This is a genomic window from Streptomonospora arabica (assembly GCF_039531585.1).
Lineage (GTDB): Bacteria > Actinomycetota > Actinomycetes > Streptosporangiales > Streptosporangiaceae > Streptomonospora > Streptomonospora halophila.
This window is the reverse complement of the sequence record NZ_BAAAQI010000001.1, coordinates 440,277-457,797: the sequence shown is the minus strand read 5'-3', so window position 1 is coordinate 457,797 and position 17,521 is coordinate 440,277. Positions and strand designations below refer to the sequence as shown.

The 17,521-nt window shown below is 73.2% G+C and carries 14 protein-coding genes; 10 read left to right on the top strand and 4 right to left on the bottom strand.

Annotation, left to right across the window (positions count from 1 at the left end):
• Positions 1–314 precede the first annotated feature (314 nt).
• The 3 genes from ABD284_RS01980 to ABD284_RS01970 all read left to right on the top strand — a co-directional run bounded on the left by ABD284_RS01980 (position 315) and on the right by ABD284_RS01970 (position 2,395).
• Positions 315–797: a hypothetical protein gene (locus ABD284_RS01980; RefSeq protein ID WP_344140309.1), complete on the top strand. Its 483-nt coding sequence runs from the start codon at positions 315–317 to the stop codon at positions 795–797.
• A complete protein-coding gene (locus tag ABD284_RS01975) occupies positions 797–1,258 on the top strand; it encodes a winged helix-turn-helix domain-containing protein (RefSeq protein ID WP_344140307.1) in 462 nt (153 codons plus the stop codon). The genes ABD284_RS01980 and ABD284_RS01975 overlap by 1 nt, the downstream gene beginning before the upstream one ends.
• Before the next feature lie 141 nt (positions 1,259–1,399).
• Entirely contained in the window at positions 1,400–2,395 is a 996-nt protein-coding gene (locus ABD284_RS01970) for a cation diffusion facilitator family transporter (RefSeq protein WP_344140305.1), read from the top strand.
• On the opposite strand, the gene ABD284_RS01965 is transcribed toward ABD284_RS01970, so the two are convergent.
• Positions 2,392–3,414, bottom strand: coding sequence for a sodium:calcium antiporter (locus ABD284_RS01965; RefSeq protein WP_344140303.1), 1,023 nt, complete (start codon positions 3,412–3,414; stop codon positions 2,392–2,394). The genes ABD284_RS01970 and ABD284_RS01965 overlap by 4 nt on opposite strands.
• 197 nt (positions 3,415–3,611) lie before the next feature.
• On the opposite strand from ABD284_RS01965, the gene ABD284_RS01960 reads away from it, so the two are divergent.
• Positions 3,612–4,637: a DUF2207 domain-containing protein gene (locus tag ABD284_RS01960; protein ID WP_344140301.1), complete on the top strand. Its 1,026-nt coding sequence runs from the start codon at positions 3,612–3,614 to the stop codon at positions 4,635–4,637.
• A gap of 120 nt (positions 4,638–4,757) precedes the next feature.
• Here the strand turns inward: ABD284_RS01960 and ABD284_RS01955 are convergent, their stop codons facing one another.
• From ABD284_RS01955 to ABD284_RS01945, 3 genes are all read right to left on the bottom strand, one after another.
• Positions 4,758–7,655: a glycoside hydrolase family 9 protein gene (locus ABD284_RS01955; protein ID WP_344140299.1), complete on the bottom strand. Its 2,898-nt coding sequence runs from the start codon at positions 7,653–7,655 to the stop codon at positions 4,758–4,760.
• A 393-nt stretch (positions 7,656–8,048) separates the two neighbouring features.
• Complete coding sequence (locus tag ABD284_RS01950; RefSeq protein ID WP_344140297.1) at positions 8,049–9,116, bottom strand: hypothetical protein; 1,068 nt, start codon at positions 9,114–9,116, stop codon at positions 8,049–8,051.
• A gap of 204 nt (positions 9,117–9,320) precedes the next feature.
• Complete coding sequence (locus ABD284_RS01945) at positions 9,321–9,902, bottom strand: TetR/AcrR family transcriptional regulator (protein ID WP_344140295.1); 582 nt, start codon at positions 9,900–9,902, stop codon at positions 9,321–9,323.
• A 252-nt stretch (positions 9,903–10,154) separates the two neighbouring features.
• On the opposite strand from ABD284_RS01945, the gene ABD284_RS01940 reads away from it, so the two are divergent.
• From ABD284_RS01940 to ABD284_RS01915, 6 genes are all read left to right on the top strand, one after another.
• Positions 10,155–11,057 carry an ABC transporter permease gene (locus tag ABD284_RS01940; protein WP_344140293.1) on the top strand — a complete coding sequence of 301 codons (903 nt, stop codon included), beginning with the start codon at positions 10,155–10,157 and terminating at the stop codon, positions 11,055–11,057.
• A gap of 1 nt (position 11,058) precedes the next feature.
• A complete protein-coding gene (locus tag ABD284_RS01935; protein ID WP_344140762.1) occupies positions 11,059–11,967 on the top strand; it encodes an ABC transporter ATP-binding protein in 909 nt (302 codons plus the stop codon).
• A 151-nt stretch (positions 11,968–12,118) separates the two neighbouring features.
• Positions 12,119–12,748 carry a TetR/AcrR family transcriptional regulator gene (locus ABD284_RS01930; RefSeq protein ID WP_344140291.1) on the top strand — a complete coding sequence of 210 codons (630 nt, stop codon included), beginning with the start codon at positions 12,119–12,121 and terminating at the stop codon, positions 12,746–12,748.
• A 188-nt stretch (positions 12,749–12,936) separates the two neighbouring features.
• Positions 12,937–13,122 (top strand): hypothetical protein, encoded by a 186-nt coding sequence (locus ABD284_RS01925; RefSeq protein WP_344140289.1) that lies wholly within the window; start codon positions 12,937–12,939, stop codon positions 13,120–13,122.
• 490 nt (positions 13,123–13,612) lie between these two features.
• A complete protein-coding gene (locus ABD284_RS01920) occupies positions 13,613–15,949 on the top strand; it encodes a hypothetical protein (protein WP_344140287.1) in 2,337 nt (778 codons plus the stop codon).
• A complete protein-coding gene (locus tag ABD284_RS01915) occupies positions 15,949–17,508 on the top strand; it encodes an extracellular solute-binding protein (RefSeq protein WP_344140285.1) in 1,560 nt (519 codons plus the stop codon). Before ABD284_RS01920 ends, ABD284_RS01915 begins: the two co-directional genes overlap by 1 nt.
• Positions 17,509–17,521: the final 13 nt, after the last annotated feature.

The window sequence follows — 17,521 nt, the reverse complement described above, 5'->3', positions numbered from 1 at the left end:
GCGCGCCCTTCCCGTCCGGCGGCGTTCCCACGCCGCCCCGGGCGCGCGTCCCGCATCCGCCGGCCGCCGAACCGCCGCCCGCTGAGGGCGCCTCCCGCTCGCCCGCCGGCCCGGACCGCCGGGCGGACGCCGCCCCCGGACGCCGCCCCCGTGCGGCGGCCCGTGATCGGCCCCGCCGCCTCGTCGCCGAGTCCCGCCGGCGCCACCCGCCTCCCGGCGCGTCCCAGGCCCGCCCAGCCGGTTTCCTTGACGGAAAGCGGGTCCGCTTTCTATTGTGGAAAGTGGAACGGTTCGGCGATGCGAGAGGGAGCGGGATGGACAGCGAGCACGAGGCGCGCGCCGCACTGGCGGACGTGCGGCGGCGCCGGGAGTCGGTGGAGTCCGAGCTCAGCCGCAACCGCCCGCTGTGGTGGATGGACCTTCTCTACGCCGTGGGCTTCTACGTGGTCCTGGCGAGCGTCGAACTGGGCGCGGGCCTGTCGATCCTCCTGGCCGGCCTCGGGTTCGCGCTGCTCCTGCTGGCCGTCGTACTGGGCATCCGGCGGGCCGCCCGGGCCGCCGTGAGCGGTCCGCGCCGCGTGTGGACGCCGGCCCGCCTGGCGGGCGCGGCCGCGTGGCTGGCGGCGATGTTCGCGGTGTTCTGGGCCTCGCAGCAGGTCGCCGAAGGCTTCCTGCCGGAGTGGGCCGCACCGCTGCCCGCGGCGGTACCGGCGGCGGTGCTGTCCTGGTTCTTCGTGCGCTGGCTGGGCCGGATCGGCTTCGGCCGGCGGGCCTCCGCCGCGAAGGGGGCGCTCTAGTGCCCGAGCCGCGGTTCGACGAGCTCATCCACGCCTCCACGCGGCTGTCGGTCATGGCCATGATCGCCGCGGGCAAGGGAGTCGAGTTCCGGTTCATCCGCGACGAGGTGGGCGTCAGCGACTCCGTCCTGTCCAAGCACCTCAGCGCGCTGGAGTCGGCCGGCTACCTCACCGTGCGCAAGGTCGACCTCGGGCGCGGTTGGCGGCGCACACTGGTGGACATCACCGAGCAGGGCGACGCCGCCTTCCGCGGGCACGTCGCCGCCCTGGACGCCATCATCGGCCGCTCGGGCAGGCGCGAGCCCGCCGTCCGCACGGACTCCGATGCCGGCGGCGAACAGGCGCACGGGCGGGAGCCGGGCGAGGTGCCGGGACCCCCCGCCCACGGGTCCGGCGCGCGGGGGGACCGTCCCGCCGCACCCTCGGCTCGCGGCACCGGTGCCGCGAGCCGCGATCGCTGAGCCGCGGTGCGCGGGACCCGCCGCGGCCCTGCCGGACCTGCGTCCGCGTGTCCCTCCGCCTCCGCCGCCGCCCGCGCTCCGGGGCGCACTAGGATGCCCACGGCATCCGAACGCAGATTCCGGGGGGAGTCGGGGGAGCACGTGAGCACCGGGGGAAGCACGAAGGCGATCGTCGCGGCGCTGGCCGCCAACCTGGGCATCGCCGTCACCAAGTTCGTCGCGTTCCTGCTGACCGGCTCCTCGTCGATGCTCGCCGAGTCGATCCACTCCGTGGCCGACTCCGGCAACCAGGCGCTGCTGCTCGTCGGCGGCAGGCGGGCCAGGCGCCGCGCCGACCCCGAGCACCCCTTCGGCTACGGCCAGGAGCGCTACCTCTACGCGTTCCTCGTCGCGATCGTGCTGTTCAGCCTGGGCGGCCTGTTCGCGCTCTACGAGGCCTGGCACAAGATCTCCGAACCCCACCCCATCGAGTCCTGGCAGTGGGTGCCGGTCGCCGTGCTGGTGGTCGCGATCGGGCTGGAGTCGATGTCCCTGCGCACCGCCGTCCGCGAGTCGAACGCGGTGCGCGGCAACGCGAGCTGGGTGCGCTTCGTGCGCCGCTCCAAGTCGCCGGAGCTGCCGGTGGTGCTGCTGGAGGACCTGGGCGCGCTGCTCGGCCTGGTCTTCGCGCTGGTCGGCGTCGGGCTGACCCTGATCACCGGCAACGGAGTGTGGGACGGAGTCGGCACCGCCGCCATCGGCCTCCTGCTGGTCGTGATCGCCGTCGTGCTGGCGGTGGAGGTCAAGAGCCTGCTCATCGGGGAGTCCGCGAGCCCCGAGGACCTGCGCCGCGTCCGCGAGGCGCTGGTGGCCACCCCCGACGTGGAGGCCGTCATCCACATGCGCACCCTGCACCTGGGCCCCGAGGACCTGCTGGTCGCCGTCAAGATCGCCGTCAGCACCGACGACAGCGCCGCCGACGTGGCGCGCGCCATCGACGCCGCCGAGGAGCGCATCCGCGCGGCCGTGCCCATCGCCGGGCACATCTACATCGAGCCCGACCTGCTGCGCGCCGGAGCTCCCGCCGACCCCGCGGCGCCCGACGCCCCGGCCGGGGGCGGGGGCACCGGCGGCGGGGACGCCCCCTCCGCCGGCTAGCCCATCGCGACCAGGAAGGCCGTGCCGATCACGTAGGCGCCGAACATCGCCACGCCCTCGAACCCGATCCCGTGCTCCTGGCGGCGGATCAGACCGGCCGCCACCAGCAGGTTGAGTACGATGCCCAGCCCGATCAGCAGCTCCACCTGCGGCGTCATCGCGCCGTAGATCGGCCCTTCCCGGTAGACCAGGTCGGCCGCCGACAGGAACAGCACGTCGAAGCCGTTTCCGCCGATGATGTCGCCCAGCGCCAGGTGCAGGGCACGGATCCGCACCGCGTAGAGCACGGTGACCAGCTCGGGCAGCGAGGTGACGAAGCCGGTCACCACGGCGCCGACCACGCCGCCCGACAGGCCCGTCTGCTCGATCATCGCCAGCCCGGCCTCGCCGACGGCGTAGCCCGTGACCGAGACGACGGCCGCGAGCGCCGCGAACTTCGCCCACATCGCCGCCATGGACTCGCCCGGCCGCTCGGAGGCGGGGTCGGGCTCGTCTTGGCGCGTGTTGCGGGTCGGGGTCACCCGCCACATGGGGTGCGATCCCACTCTGCGCGACAACCGCAGCCAGTACACGTACAGCAGCACCAGCAGCACCGAGGCCGGATGCACCCCCATGACGTCGAACTGCGGCCCCACGCCCGAGACCAGCACGGTGCCGAGCATGATGGACAGCCCGACCGGGGCGAGCAGGTTGGGCAGCGAGGCGGCGGCGTGTTCGAGGTTGGCGCGCCGGTAGAACAGGTCCGCCAGGGCGATGAAGGTCGTCTGCAGCGCGATACCGCCCAGGGCGTTGTTCATCGCGAACGCCGCGTCGCCGCGGGCGGCGCCGAGGATACTGGTGATCAGGCCCGGCAGCGCGGTCACCGCACCCACCAGGATGATGCCGGCCAGCGTCTCGCCGAGCCCGGTGCGGTCGGCGAGCCGGTCCACCAGCCGGGTGAACGGCCCGCCGACGACGAGCAGGACGACGGCGGCGGCGATCATCACCAGCGCGCCGGCCCACACCGGCGACCCGTCCATACCGCCTCGCTTCCCGATGCCGCCGTCTGCCGCGGCTCCCACTACCCACGCCGTCCCGTTTCGACAGCCGGCCCCCGGCTCCGCGCGGAGTGGCGGTCCTCACGTCGCGGCCGGGGCCGCACGGGCGGACGGGGCCGGAACCGGCCACGTGGCGGGCGTGCCGGAACCCGCTGCGCGGCCGCGGTGTCGGACCGTGCATGGAGGCGAAGACGAACCGGCCCCAGTCGGCCGGACCCATGAGGTGGAAGACGTCCGCGCGAACGCTGGGAGCGGGGGCGGCGGCCGCGGCGCTGGCCGCGGCACCGGTGGCGCTGCCGCCCGCTGCGGCCGGCGCGGAGGGGTCCGAGCGGGTGATCACCGAGTTCGCCGCCGACGTCACCGTCACCGAGGACGGCGAGGTGCGGGTCCGCGAGGAGCTGACCTACCGCCTCGGCGACACGCCGGGCGACCCGGTGGAGCGGTGGCTGCCGCACAGCGGCGAGATCGACGGCGAGGAGCACGACTTCGGTCTGGTGGACCTGACCGTGGCCGACTCCGGGGGAGTCGACGCCGTCAGCACCTACACCAGCGGCGACTCCGACGTGGCCGCCATCGGGGAGGAGGCCGGCGACCCGCAGCTCACCGGCGAGAAGACCTTCGCCTATACCTACACCTACACCAGCCTCCTCACCTCCACCTCCGGCCTGGACGAGCGCCCCCGGCTGTTCCAGGACATCGTGGGCAGCGGGTGGGAGGTCCCCGTCGAGTCGGCGCGGGCCCGGGTGCACGCGCCCGGAGCGATCGAGAGCGCGGAGTGCTACGCGGGCGAGCCCTCCTCGGAGGACTCCTGCGCAAGCTCCGACGTCCAGGGCGGCGACGCGGAGTTCACCAGCGGACCCGTCGACCCGGGGGAGGCCTTCAGCGTCGACCTCGAGCTGGAGGCGGACTCCGCGCGCATCCCGGAGGGGGAGGAGACCGGGCGGGAAGCGGGCGGCTTCCTCGATTCGCCGGGCATGGGGACGGTCTTCGTCACGATCGGGCTCGTCATCGCCGCCGTCCTCGTCGTCAACGTCATCTTCGGGGGCGCCGGGGGGAGCAGCACCGGCACCACCCGCGGCCGCGGGGGCGGCTTCGGCGGCGCCGGGGGCGGCGGCGGAGCCGGCGGAGCCGGTGGCGGCGGAGGAGGCGGAGGCGGCGGCGGTGGTGGCGCCGGCGGCGGCGGTGGAGGGGGCGGCGGCGGTTGATGCGCTCCCCGGCTGCACCCGTCTGCGGCGCGGGCCGGCGCTCGCCCTCAGCACGGCGCGGCCACGACGGCGGCCGGCCGCCGCGCACGCGCGGCGGCCGGCCCGGCGGAGGAGGGTCTGTCAGGCGCAGGTCTCGCCGTTGACCGTGAACTCCTCGGGAGCGGGGTTGGAGCCCTCGTGGCTGCCGTTGAACCCGGCGCTGACCGAGGACCCCGCAGGGATGTCGGAGTTCCACGACAGGCCGGTGGCCGTGACCGCGTCTCCGTCCTGGGACCACTCGGCGTTCCACCCGTGCTTGAGCCGCTGGCCCTCGGTGAACGCGAAGCCCAGCTTCCAGTCGCGGATCGCGGAGTCGCCGGTGTTGGTGACCGTCACCGACGCGCTGAACCCGCCGTCCCAGTCGCTGGAGGTGTACTCGACCTCGCAGGCCGCTCCGCCGCCGGTATCACCCGGCTCGGTGGTGAACGCGGCGCTGGGGCCCGGCTCCGACTCGTTGCCCGCCCCGTCGCGGGCGACGACGTGGACGGTGTACTCGGTGTCGGCCTCCAGCCCGGTCAGGGTGAAGGAGGTGCCGTCGGCGGAGCCGATCTTCTGGGCGGAGTCGCCGTCCACCCGGTAGACGTCGTAGCCGTCGACACCGCTGCCACCCTCGTCGGTCGAGGCGTCCCAGGTCAGGGTCGCCTCCGACGAGGTGACGTCCGAGACCGCGGGCTCGCCCGGGGCCGTGGGGGCCGTCTCGTCCTCGTCCGGGACGCCGCCGGAGCCGGTCTGGTCGGCGACGAACGAGGACACGAACGCCAGCGGCGCGTTCCAGTTGATGGTCAGCTCGTTGGTGGCCCAGGACTCGATGTCGTCGATGTAGCAGAACTGGGGAGCGCAGCCCTCCAGCTTCTCCTGCGCGACGGGGTCCCAGGTGCCCGCCTGCGAGTTGGGTCCGCCCGAGAGCGTGCCGGCGGGCGGGTTGGGCAGGTCCGGGTCGAGCTGGTTGGCGTACCAGCGGCTGTGCTGGTTGCGGGCGTCGTTCTCGCCGTAGCCGGTGACGTAGGACTGGCCCAGGGCGTTGCGGCCCATGATGTAGTCCATGCCCTCCAGCACGCCGTCGCGGTAGGCGGTGTCGCCGGTGAGGTCGTAGGCCGCGGCCATGACCACCATGTTGTTGAGCACCTGGCTGTTGGAGCCCCACACGAACTCGTTCTCCGGGGGCGCGTAGGGCAGACCGAAGGGGTGGTCCCGCAGCGTTTCCAGGTACCCGTCGGCGCCGGCGGTCACCGAGTCGGCCACGCGGTCGCGGTCGTCGAGCTCGTTGGGCACCAGTGCCAAGTCCATCCGGCCGAGCGCCGCCACGGCGCCCCAGGAGAGGCCTCCGGCGGTGAAGACGTCCTCGGTGTGCAGCGGGGAGTCCAGGACCGCGTCCTCGTAGGACTGCTCGCCGGTGGTGATGAACAGCTCGGCCGCGGCCCAGTAGAACTCGTCGGAGACGTCGTCGTCGTTGTAGGGGCCGCCGCCGACGCCCTCGGCCGGTGCGTAGACCTCCGGATTGGCCTGCGCCGCCTGCCACGCCGTCTCGGCGGCCGCGAGGCACCGGTCGGCGAAGTCGGCGTCGTAGGGCTCGAACACGCGGGCGCACTGCGCGCCGGTGGCAGCGAGGTTGAGCGTGGCCGCAGTGGAGGGCGGCTGGAGGTAGCGGGGCTGGGGATCGTCGGCCGGCATCAGCGGCAGGCCGGTCCACTCCGCGTCGTGGATCTTGTGGTGCGCCATTCCGGCGAGCTCCTCGCCCTCGGGCACCTGCATCCTCATCAGGAAGTCCATCTCCCAGCGCGCCTCGTCCAGCACGTCGGGGACCCCGTTGCCCTGCTCGGGGATCGACAGCGTGCCGTCCTCCAGCCGCTCCGGGCGGGCCGAGTCGGCGTAGGAGGTGCGCTCCCACACGCTCATCACCTGTGCCGCGGAGATGCCGCCGTTGACCACGTACTTTCCGTGGTCGCCGGCGTCGTACCAGCCGCCGGAGACGTCCAGCTCGTAGTCGCAGCCGGAGTCGGGGGCGCACGGCACGCTGAGGTCCCCCTGGTTGGGCTCGACGCCGACGTGGCCGGCCGCGCGGCCGTAGCCGGGCATCAGGGAGTCGTCGATCTCGATGCCGCTGCGCTGGGGGTAGTACAGCGACAGCGCGTCCGTGCGCAAGGCCTTGTAGGCGCTGCCGGAGATGTCGAAGGGGTGGCTGGTGTGCTCGCCGACGGTGAGCGTGTACCCGGTCCCCTCGGTCGTGAAGTCGCCGAAGTCGATGGAGTGGACGTTCTGCCCCGAGCTCTGCTCGGTGCCCTGCGGCTCGGTCCGCCCCTCGGCCACCGCCTCGCCCGCGGCGTCGTTCAGTGTCCAGGGCTGAGCCGTGGTGGCGTCGGTGACCAGCGTGGCGTTCTTGGGCCCGTCCGGCAGGTAGCCGACCTGGTTGACCTTGACCGGCGGACCGGTGTCGGGTTCGTAGACGGGCGGCTCGGCGCCGTCCTGCAGCGACACGTCGTCCAGGCAGAACGTCCAGGCGTCGGCCTCGCCGCCGATCTGGAAGGCCAGCTGGGCGTCCTCGAGGGTCGCGTCGGCGGTGAAGACGTAGCTGAAGGTCTGCGGTTCGGCGGTGAGGGCCGGGTTCTCGGTCAGGTAGGCGGTGTAGGGGTCCACCGGCTCCTGGACCAGTGCGCGGACGGTGGTCCCCGGTTCGGCGCTGGCGGTGAAGGTCAGCTCGTAGGACTCGCCGGAGGTGAGGGAGACGCCGTCCTGGCCGACGATCGCGTCCCAGGCGTTGGCGGTGCCTCCTTCGACGTCGGCGCACAACCGGCCGTCGGCGACCTCGGCGGGGGCGTTCTCGGTGTTCCACCAGCCGGTCTTGCCGTCGTCGAACGAGCCGTTGACCACGAGCTCGGCCGCCTGCGCGGCGGGGGCTCCGGCCAGCAGGGACAATGCGAGAGCGGAGGCGGCCGTGACCGCCCCTGCGGCGAATCCGCCGCGGGATGGGGATGGGCTCATGAGAGTCCTCACGTTGGGGGATGGGGGATCGTGAAGAGCGGGCGGGGACTCGCCGATGTGCTGTTGTTGTGGGACCGGCGTCTGGGAGCGCTCCCACACCGGATCGTGCCAGCGCGCGGGTAGTGTGTCAATGGACACATTCGCTGCCGCCGCCGGGGCAGGCGCCTCGAACCCTTCGGCTGCGCGGCCCCGCGTCCGCCGTGAACTCGCCGTCCGGCGGTCGCACGGGCGCGCATAACGAACCGGTCTCGACTCGCACGGCACCGGCCCGTGCAGCCGACTCCCGCCGATCTTGTAGCCATCGCAAATGGAAATCGTTTTCCTTCACGATAGCTACAGATCATAGGGGGCGGGTCCTGCGGGTCGGCGATCATCCGCTTACTCGACGGCCTGTCAACCGGCGGGCTCGGAGGGTTCGGCGGGCAGGTCGGGCTCTGCGCAGCCGTGCCGCTCGGCCGAGGCTTCGGCGAAGGTGCGCAGATCGGCGTGCTCGCTTCGGGTCAGCGGGGTGTCGGCGAAGCTGCGACCGCTGTCCTCGACGGGATGCACCGAGTACACGGCGTCGCCCAGGGCGCCGCCGCAGGCCGCCGAACCCCACACGGCGGTGGAGGTGGCACCGGTGGCCGCCCCCCAACCGCCGTATCTCTGCTCGCCGGCGTTGCGCACGTAGGGGCCGTAGGAGGACCGCAGCGCCAGCGAGCCTTCAAGCACGCAGGATTCGACCGGTGCGGTGCGCGCGGCCGTCTCCAGCACCCACAGGTGCGACGCCACGCCCTTGCAGGTGCCTTCGGCGCGGTGGGCCCGCAGGTGGGCAACGGTGGCGTCCGGGGAATCGATCTCGCCGATCCTGCCGCCGGGCTCGGCTTCGCAGCCGGTGGCCCGCGCCGCCCGCTCCGCGGTCGCGGTGGCGACACGGGCCGTATCGCGCAGCACGGAGGAGTAGCCCCCGGTTTCGACGTTGACCAGGATGCCGGAACCCTGCCGGCGATCCCAGTTCGGGCAGTCCAGCAGGACGGAGGCGCCGAGGCTGTCCCCCTCGTCTTCGCTGACCAGAAAGCCGGACCAGTCGGCGGGCAGCGGTACCGGAAGCGGCTCGTCAGGGCCGCTGGAGTCGCCGGTGACAATGGGTTCGCTACTGCCGCTCACCGTCTCGATCTGCACGCGGACGTAGTTGGCTGTGCAGGATGCCGGGAGTCCGTCCGGTTCCGCCACGCCCGGCGTGTGGTCGTAGGTGGTGCTGCTGAGTTCGAGGTCGTCGCCGCCGAATCCGCTCGCGGTCGTACCGGTCAGCGCCAGCACCTCGTCCACCGGCAGCATGCCGCTGCACGCCTCGGCCAGCCGGGCACCGGGCGACTGCTGCGCCACCCACACGTAGCCGCCGAAGCCGCCCGCGAGCAGCGCCGCCACGGTGGACGCCGCCAGGGCGCGTTTGCCCCACGTGTTGACATCGCTCCAGCTCATAGCCGTCCCCCTGCCATTGACCCCTGCACACCGGCGAAGCAGGCAGCGTAGTAGTACGTGTCACACGTCGTGCAGCCCCGGGGTCTTCGTATGGCCTGGAGAGACGGGCGGGGTGGCGGATGCGGCCGGAATTCGGCGGCTATAGCGGAGTGCCTCCTTCACGGGTCCGTATCCCCGCCGCGGCCCGGTGCCGCAGCACGCCGGCTATCCGGCGGCCTCTTGACCGCCCGGCGGTGCAGTGGGGCCGTGCGCGGCGATCAGGGCCGCGGTCGCGCCCTCGGCCAGGCTGTCCAGGTAGTCGTCGGAGGCGGGCCTGCGGGTGACGGCGACGCGCCAGTACAGCGGGCCGAAGACCATGTCGAAGACGAGTTCGGCGTCGGTGTCGGCGGGGAGGTCGCCTCGCTCGACCGCGTTCTTGACCATCACCGCGCTGAGGCCCTGCTGCGTCTCCCGCAGCGCGTTCTCCAGAGTTTCGGCTATGTCGGGGTTCCTAGCCGCTTCGGCCAAAAGGTCGGGTACGATCTGCGATGCCAGAGGGTGGCGCATCGCCTGGGCCCCCGCATCGAGCAGTTCGCGTATGTCGCCGCTCAGCGTTCCGGTGTCAGGCACCGGCATCACCTTCACCGCGGCCGCCGAGACGACCTCGACGACCATTTGCAGCTTGGAGCTCCAGCGGCGGTAGATTGCCGTCTTGCCGACGCCCGCCCGCCTGGCCACGGCCTCGATGGACAGGCGCCCGTACCCGTGCTTCGCGAGTTCGGTGAAGACGGCCGCCTGGATCGCCACCGTGACATCCTTCTGCAGAACAGCGGCTCCCGCGGGTGCGCGTCGCCCTCGTCGGGGTTGGTTCTCTGCATCGGACACAAGGCCATCCTAACGCAGGACGAAACGGTTGCGTTCTGTCCTTTTTCGATCTACGCTGGCGGAGCGACGAAACGGTTGCGTTCTGACGTGATTTCGCAGGTGAAGCACTGGTCGGGAGCTGTCGCGGCGCCCCCACCCCTTAGTTTCTGAGAGCAACCCGAAGTGAGCAGAAGCGTGGCACAAGACGGAATCACCAGGGATCGGCCGGATCCCGAAGCAGCGCACCTGGCGGCCGAGCACGGGCTGTCGGTCAGCGGTGCGCGGCCGGGCCTGGTCGAGTACCTCCGCAGGTTGTGGCAGCACCGGTACTTCATCGGCGAGTTCGCAAGAGCGCGGTCGAGCGCCAAGTACACCCGAGCCCGGCTCGGCGGGCTCTGGTTCGTCCTGACTCCGCTGCTGAACGCGGCGGTGTACTACCTGATCTTCGGTCTCCTCCTCGGCACCAGCCGGGGCGTGGCGGACTTCGTCTCGTTCCTGGTGACCGGCGTGTTCGTGTTCACCTTCACCCGCAACACGATGACGAGCGGCGTGAAGTCCATCTCCGGCGAGCGCGGACTGATCCGGGCGCTGCACTTCCCCCGCGCGGTGCTGCCGCTCACGCAGGTGACCATCCAGCTCCGGCAGATCGCGATCTCCATGGTGGTGCTGATCGTGATCGTCGTGGCGCGGGGCAACTACCCCGACTGGGGTTGGCTGCTGGTCGTGCCCGTCCTGGCGCTGCAGCTGATGTTCAACACCGGCCTGGCGATGTGGGCGGCCCGGCTGGGCAGCAAGTCGACCGACGCCGCGCAGTGGCTGCCGTTCGTGCTGCGTGCCTGGATGTACGGGTCGGGCGTGCTGTACTTGGTGGAGGACCGGGCCGCGGACGCACCCCCGTGGGTACTGCACCTGCTGGACATGCAGCCGGCCGCCGTCTACATCGACCTCATGCGATTCGCGCTGATGAACACCGAGAACTTCGGCACCGAGTACCTGCCGGACCACGTCTGGCTGCTCGCCCTCGGCTGGGCGCTGCTCTCGCTGTTCGCGGGGTTCGTCTACTTCTACCGGGCTGAGGAGGAGTACGGCCGTGACTGACGTGTCCGAACAGGCCCAGCAGAGCGGGCAGGCCGAGGCGGAGCAGGAGCAGCCGCCCACGGTCATCGTGGACAACCTGCACATCGTCTACCGCCTGCGCGGCTCCGCGGCCGGCGGCAGGGGCAAGGGCGGCGGCAAGGGCAAGGCCGAGCTGCGCGCCCAGGCCGCAGCGGCCCGGCAGGAGCAGCCGCAGGAGCAGCGGCGGAACGGCCGCGGGCGCGCCTCCCGGGCGCTGCGCCGCCTGACGGGGCGCTCCGACGCTTCGGAGAAGAAGGGCGGCCGCACGGTGCACGCCATCAAGGGCGTGAGCTTCACCGCCTACCGGGGCGAGGCCATCGGCGTGATCGGCTCCAACGGCTCCGGCAAGTCCACGATCCTGCGCGCGATCGCCGGGCTGATGCCGGCCGAGGCCGGCCGCGTCTACACCGAGGGCCAGCCCTCGCTGCTGGGCGTCAACGCCGCCCTGATGAACGACCTCAGCGGCGAGCGCAACGTCATCCTCGGCTGCCTGGCGATGGGCATGACGCCGCAGGAGGCCTACGAGAAGCGCGAGGACATCATCAAGTTCTCCGGGATCAACGAGAAGGGCGACTTCAGCTCGCTGCCGATGCGCGCCTACTCCTCGGGCATGGCCGCCCGGCTGCGCTTCGCGATCGCTTCGGCCAAGAACCACGACGTGCTGATGATCGACGAGGCGCTGGCCACCGGCGACCGCAAGTTCCGCCGGCGCTCCGAGGCGCGCATCCGCGAGCTGCGCGGCGAGGCGGGCACGGTCTTCCTGGTCAGCCACAGCAACAAGTCCATCCGCGACACCTGCGACCGGGTGCTGTGGCTGGAGAGCGGCAGCCTGGTGATGGACGGCCCCACCGAAGAGGTGCTGGAGGCCTACGAGGAGTTCATGAACAGCTGAGGCGGTCCCGCCCGCACCGGAGCGGGCGGCGCCGCGCCGCGCCCGGCGCCCGGCGCCGGGACACGCGATCGGCCCGCGCGCCTTCGGAGCCCTCTGCGGGGGCTCCGCTCCGCGTTTCCGCCGCTCGGGCGCGTATGGGATCGTGGGCTCCATGCCACGCCCTTCGCCGACCAGGCAGGCGCCGCGCCGCGGGCGGCCCGGGTACGACCAGGAGACGGTCCTTCGCTGCGCCGTGGACCTGTTCAACCGCAGGGGCTACGACGGCACGAGCGTCGGCGACCTCGCCCGCGAGCTGGGGCTGACCAAGTCGGCCATCTACCACCACTTCCCGAGTAAGGCCGACCTGCTCAAGGGCGCGCTCAATGAGGCGCTGGACGCGCTGGCTGAGGTCATCGACACCGCCGTGGCCAGCGAGGACGGGGCACACGGAACCGCCGGCGACCGCCTGGTCTTCGCAGTGCGCCAGGCCGTGCACGTGCTGGTCGAGCACCTCCCGGCGGTGACGCTGCTGCTGCGCGTGCACGGCAACAGCGAGGTCGAGCTGGAGGCGCTGCGCCGGCGCCGGGAGATCGACGCGAAGCTGGCCGACCTGGTGCGCGCCGCCGCCGACGAGGGTTCGCTGCGCGCCGACATCCCGCCGGAGCTGACCAGCCGGCTGCTGTTCGGAATGGTCAACTCGCTGGTCGAGTGGTACCGGCCGGACGGCCGCTACGACGCCGCGGCGATCGCCGACGCCGTGACGCGCCTGGCCTTCGAGGGGCTGGCGCCGCGCGGGCGGTAGGCGGGGGCGGGAGCCGACCGCCTCGGTAGCTGGCGGTCCCGGGGACAAATCGGTAGCATGCCTAAAATGCACGTGCAAACGCACGGTTGTTTGCGTGTGCGTAAGCATCCGCGAGACCGGGCCGGCATCAGATCGGCGGTCCGGCCTGCTGCCGGCCCTCGCGGACTCAGCGGAAAGGCAGTTTGACCATGTCCGAACCACAGCCGCAGAAGTCCGGCCCCTGCCCGTCCGGCCGGGAGGCGCCGGCGCCGCGCCGCACGCGTGTGCCGGCGGTGGCCCGCGGAGCCGCAGCGGCCGTCCTGGCCATCGCGCTCGCGGCGGTCCTGCTGCGCGCCGCCCGCTCCGCACCGCGCGGACGGCACCGGCGGCCGTAGCCGGCACCACCCCCGGTCTGAGCGGGCGGGGCCGGCCGCAGGGATGCCGCCGCGCAAAGGGCGGTCGTCCGGGTTCTTCGCCCAGCCGGATTCCATCATCCGATGATTATTCGCGAGGTCGCGGACCGCGGAAGGCGGTGCGGGTTCTAAGGTTGCGCGGATACCGAATCCGGGTACCGCGCAGAGGCGATCTTCCCCCTTCTCGAAACCGCGTTCCCCGTCCTTCATCCGTGCAGGCGGAAAGCGCCGATCGCCCGCCGCACACCGGATACCGGAACCGCGCGCCCACCCGGCGCATTCCGGTCCCCTCCTCCGGCGCGGCCGCGCGGTGGATATGGGCGCGGCCGTTTCCGGCCAGAAAGCACTTCCTTATCCGGCGGACCGGACGCGACCCCGTATATTTCGGCCCACAGCTTCGCTGCGGTGTCCGCAATCGGGCGGTGGTCGCGGACGGCGGACAGCGCGGCCGGCGGACCAGGAGGGCGGACCCATGGGGGGCGATCGCCGAAAGGGCGGCCAGACCCGGGAAGCCATGGTGTCCCTGCTCAGGCTGGTCTCCACGGCGATCCACGAGACCGTGGCCTTCGTCCTGCTCATCCTCGGCGGCGGGCTGCTGGAACTGGTCTCGGACGAGCCGATCGCGGGTCTGGAGGGACACGGGGCCCTCCTGGTGGGCGCGAGCGGGGCGGTGCTCCTCGTCTGGATGCTCTCCGGGCTGTGGGCCTGGGCGCTGAGCGGCGCATCCGCCGGGCCGCGGGAAACCCCGTCGTCGGAGGAGAGGGCCGCCACCGCGGGAGACCCCGACCCCCCGACCCCGCGGCGGTCCCCCGAGCAGGCCGATGCGCGGTCGCGGCACCTGCGGCGCGTCCGCCGCTACCTCGTCGCCCCGGCTCTGGCCCTCGCCGTGCTGGCGGCCGTCGTGGTCTGGCCCTCGGGCGAGTCCTGCGACCCGCCCGCCGAGCTCGTCGTCGCCACCACGCCCGACGGAGTGCCCGCGGTGGAGGCCGCCGCCGCCGCGTTCGCCCAGGACCGGGCCGCGGGCGAAGGCGGAGCGCGCTGTCGTAGCGTGCGGACGACCGTCTACGCCGTGGCCGACGGCCAGAAGATGCGCGACGCCCTGCTGGGCGCATGGGACCCCGGACTCGGCCCGCTGCCGCACGTGTGGATACCCGGCTCCACCGCTGAGGCCCTGCTCGTGCGCGGTGCCCTCGATCGCCGGAGCGGGGAGCCGGCAGCCACCTACCCGGACGGCCCCGGAACGGGCGCCACGGCGGGAGCGGCACCGGACGACGGCGGCGGCCGGGGCGCGGACACCTCAGGGCCCCCGGTTGCGCAGGTCACCGAGATCGAGGTGGGGGAGTGGACCCGCCTCACGCCGCTCGTCCTCGCGCTGCCCGGCGAGATGGCCGAGCGGCTCACCGGCGGCGACTCCGCGGCGGTCGAGATGGCCGACCCCTACGCCCGGTTGCGCGAGGAGTTCGGCCGCGGCGGGGTCCGGGTGATCCGCACCGACCCGCGCGACTCCATCGCCTCCATGCTGCACACCGCGTTCCTCTACCACGGCCGCGGCGCCATCACCGGCAACGGCGCCGTGGCCGACGAGCGCAAGGCCGCCGAGGTCGAGGCGGAACTGGAGCTGGGCGCGGCGGCCGACAGCGAGCACGACCTCGTCTGCCAGGTGGCCCGCGACGCCGGCGACAGCGTCCCCACGGCCGCGCTGACCACCGAGGCCGCCGTCTACGAGACGTTCGTGACCGGCCGCTGGCGGACCGCCTGCCCTGGCGAGCCGGATGCGAGCCGGAAGGTCGCCGCGCTCTACTCGCCCGAGCTTCCGGTCCTGGACCACCCGTTCGTGCGCATCTCCGGAGTGAGCGTCACCGGGGACGGCGGCCCGGCCCGGCCGGTCGCCGCGACCGCGGAGGTCGCCGGCGAGGTGGACCGGTTCGCGGCGTACCTCTCCGCGCTGCGCGACTCCCCGCCCACCGCGTTCTCGGCGTCCTTCAGCAACGACGCGGTCCGTGCGACGCCGACGGGCGTCTACGAGGGCTACCGCGACGACCAGGGCAACGGCCGGGTGGCCGCCCGGGTGGAGGACGCGCCCGAGACGATCCCCAACGAGCGCGGCGAACCGCAGGTCTGGAGCGACCGGGCCGCGGCCGTGGCCTCCCTGTACACCGAGGCCCAGGGCGGCTCGGTGCTGGTCGCTGTCGACACCTCCACATCGATGGACATCCCGCACCGCAAGTTCGCCACCGCCCGCGAGGAGGCGGCCGAGCTGGCCGGCGCGGCGGGCACCGAGGACGCGCTCGGGCTGTGGGCGTTTCCCGCGGGCGCGGGGCCCTCGGCCACCGGCGCCGCGGAGGCCGTCCCGCTGGAGCGGCGCGGCGGCGACGGCGACCGGTTCGCCGAGGCGCTGGAAGGGCTCGCGCCGACCAAGGAGTCCACCCCGCTGCGCGACGTTGTCGCCGACGGCGCCGAGAGGCTGGCCGCGTGGTCGCAGGGCGCGGAGAGCGGGGACGCGGGCACCGGGGACGGCGGCGGGAAGCCTCCGGCGCCGATGCTCGTCGTGGTCACCGACGGTGTGGGCGAGCCCGAGGAGGGCGGGCTGGGCGCCAAGGCGCTGAAGCGGCGGCTGGAGGGGACGGACGTGCGGGTGCGCGTGCTGGCCGTGGGCGACGAGACCCGGCGCTGGGGCCGATCGGACCCCTGCGACGTGGGCGGCATCCCCGGGCTGACCGAGCACGAGCGCATCACGTGCGTGCCGGCCGACACCGACAAGCCGGGCGAGGCGGCCGTGGGCCTGCTGGACGAGGCGCGGAGGGGCTGATGGCCGAGGAACCCCTAGAGGGCGAGGACGTGCCCGGGGACCGGCCGGGCGGGCCGCCCGGCGACGGACCCGCCGGCGCGGCCTCCGCCCCGCCCGGAGCCTCCGGCCGTCGGCGCCCCGCCGTCCCGCTGCCCTGGGTCTCCCTGGAGCGGCGCCGGGAGCGGGTCGCGGTGGCGACGGGGATCAGCGCCTGCCTGGCCGCAGCGGTCCTGGTCGCGGCCCTGCTCGCCGCCTCGGGACCGGATCCCGGCAGGGGGCCCGGCACCATCACCCTGGTCACCGGTGAGGACGTCACCGGCGGGGGCCTCTACCGGCACTTCGTCGACGAGTGGAATGCCGACCGCGGCGAGGGCGAGGTCCGCGCCGAGCTGATCGAGATCTCCGGCGGCGCCGATCTGGTCCGTTCGGAGCTGCTGCGCTGGACCCAGACCGAGGGCTTCTCCTACGACGTCCTCAACCTCGACAACCAGTGGACCGCCGAGTTCGCCCGCAACGGCTGGGTCGAGCCGGTGCCCGAGGAGACGGGGGCGCAGGGGGTGCTGGAGCCCTCGGTGGAGGCCGTCACCTACGAAGACGCCGTCTGGGCCCGGCCGTTCATCGCCGACGCGGGCCTGCTGTACTACCGTGCCGACCTGCTGGAGGAGGACGACCTGGTCGGCGGCTGGGCCGACACCCTGGAGCTGCTGCGTGAGACCGCGCGGGCCGAGGGCGTCGACTACGGCTACAGCGGCCAGTTCGGCCCCTACGAAGGACTGACCGTCAACATTCTGGAGATCAAGTACGACATGCGCGGCAGCGGCGGCGACACGGAGGCGCCGGTGCGGTTCGCCGCCGAGTCGGGGCGGGCCGCGGCGGACCTGATGGCCGCGTCTCTGGCCGACGGCACGGTGCACCCGGGGGTGCTCGCCGACGGCGCGACCGAGTACGACAGCTTCCGGCACTTCGTCGACGGCGAGGTGGTCGCCATGCGCAACTGGCCGGGGTGGTACGACCAGCTGGTGCGCGACCCCGCCGTCGAACCGGCGGCCGAAGGCGGCACCGGGCAGGAGCCGGCGGAGGCCGGCGACAGGGCGGGCGGGGAAGGCGGCGCCGACGCCATCGAGTTCGGTGTGGCGCCGCTGCCGAGCGAGAGCGTGCTCGGCGGGCAGAGCCTCGCGGTCAGCACCGAGTCCGAGCACAAGAGCGCCGCGTGGGACCTCATCGAGTACCTCACCGCCCCCGACCAGCAGCGCCGCCTCCTCTACTGCGGCGGCTACCCGCCGGTGCTGGCCGAGGCCTACACCGGACCGGTCGAGGGCGCGTGCCCCGAGGCCCTGGCTCCGGAGGACGCCCCCGCCCGGCCCGCGGTCGAGAGCCGCCGCGGCGCCGAGTACTCGCAATTGCTGCTCGACGAGGTCGGCAACGCCCACAGCCGCCCCACCACCCCGTACTACGCCCGCTACAGCAGCGTCCTCTACAGCGAGCTGAACCGGCTGCTGCGCGAATCGGAGGGCGAGCTCGCCGACAGCGATCTGGAGTCCCTGGACGGCCGCCTCGATGCGGCGCTGGACGGGCGGTGACGGAGCGGTGCGG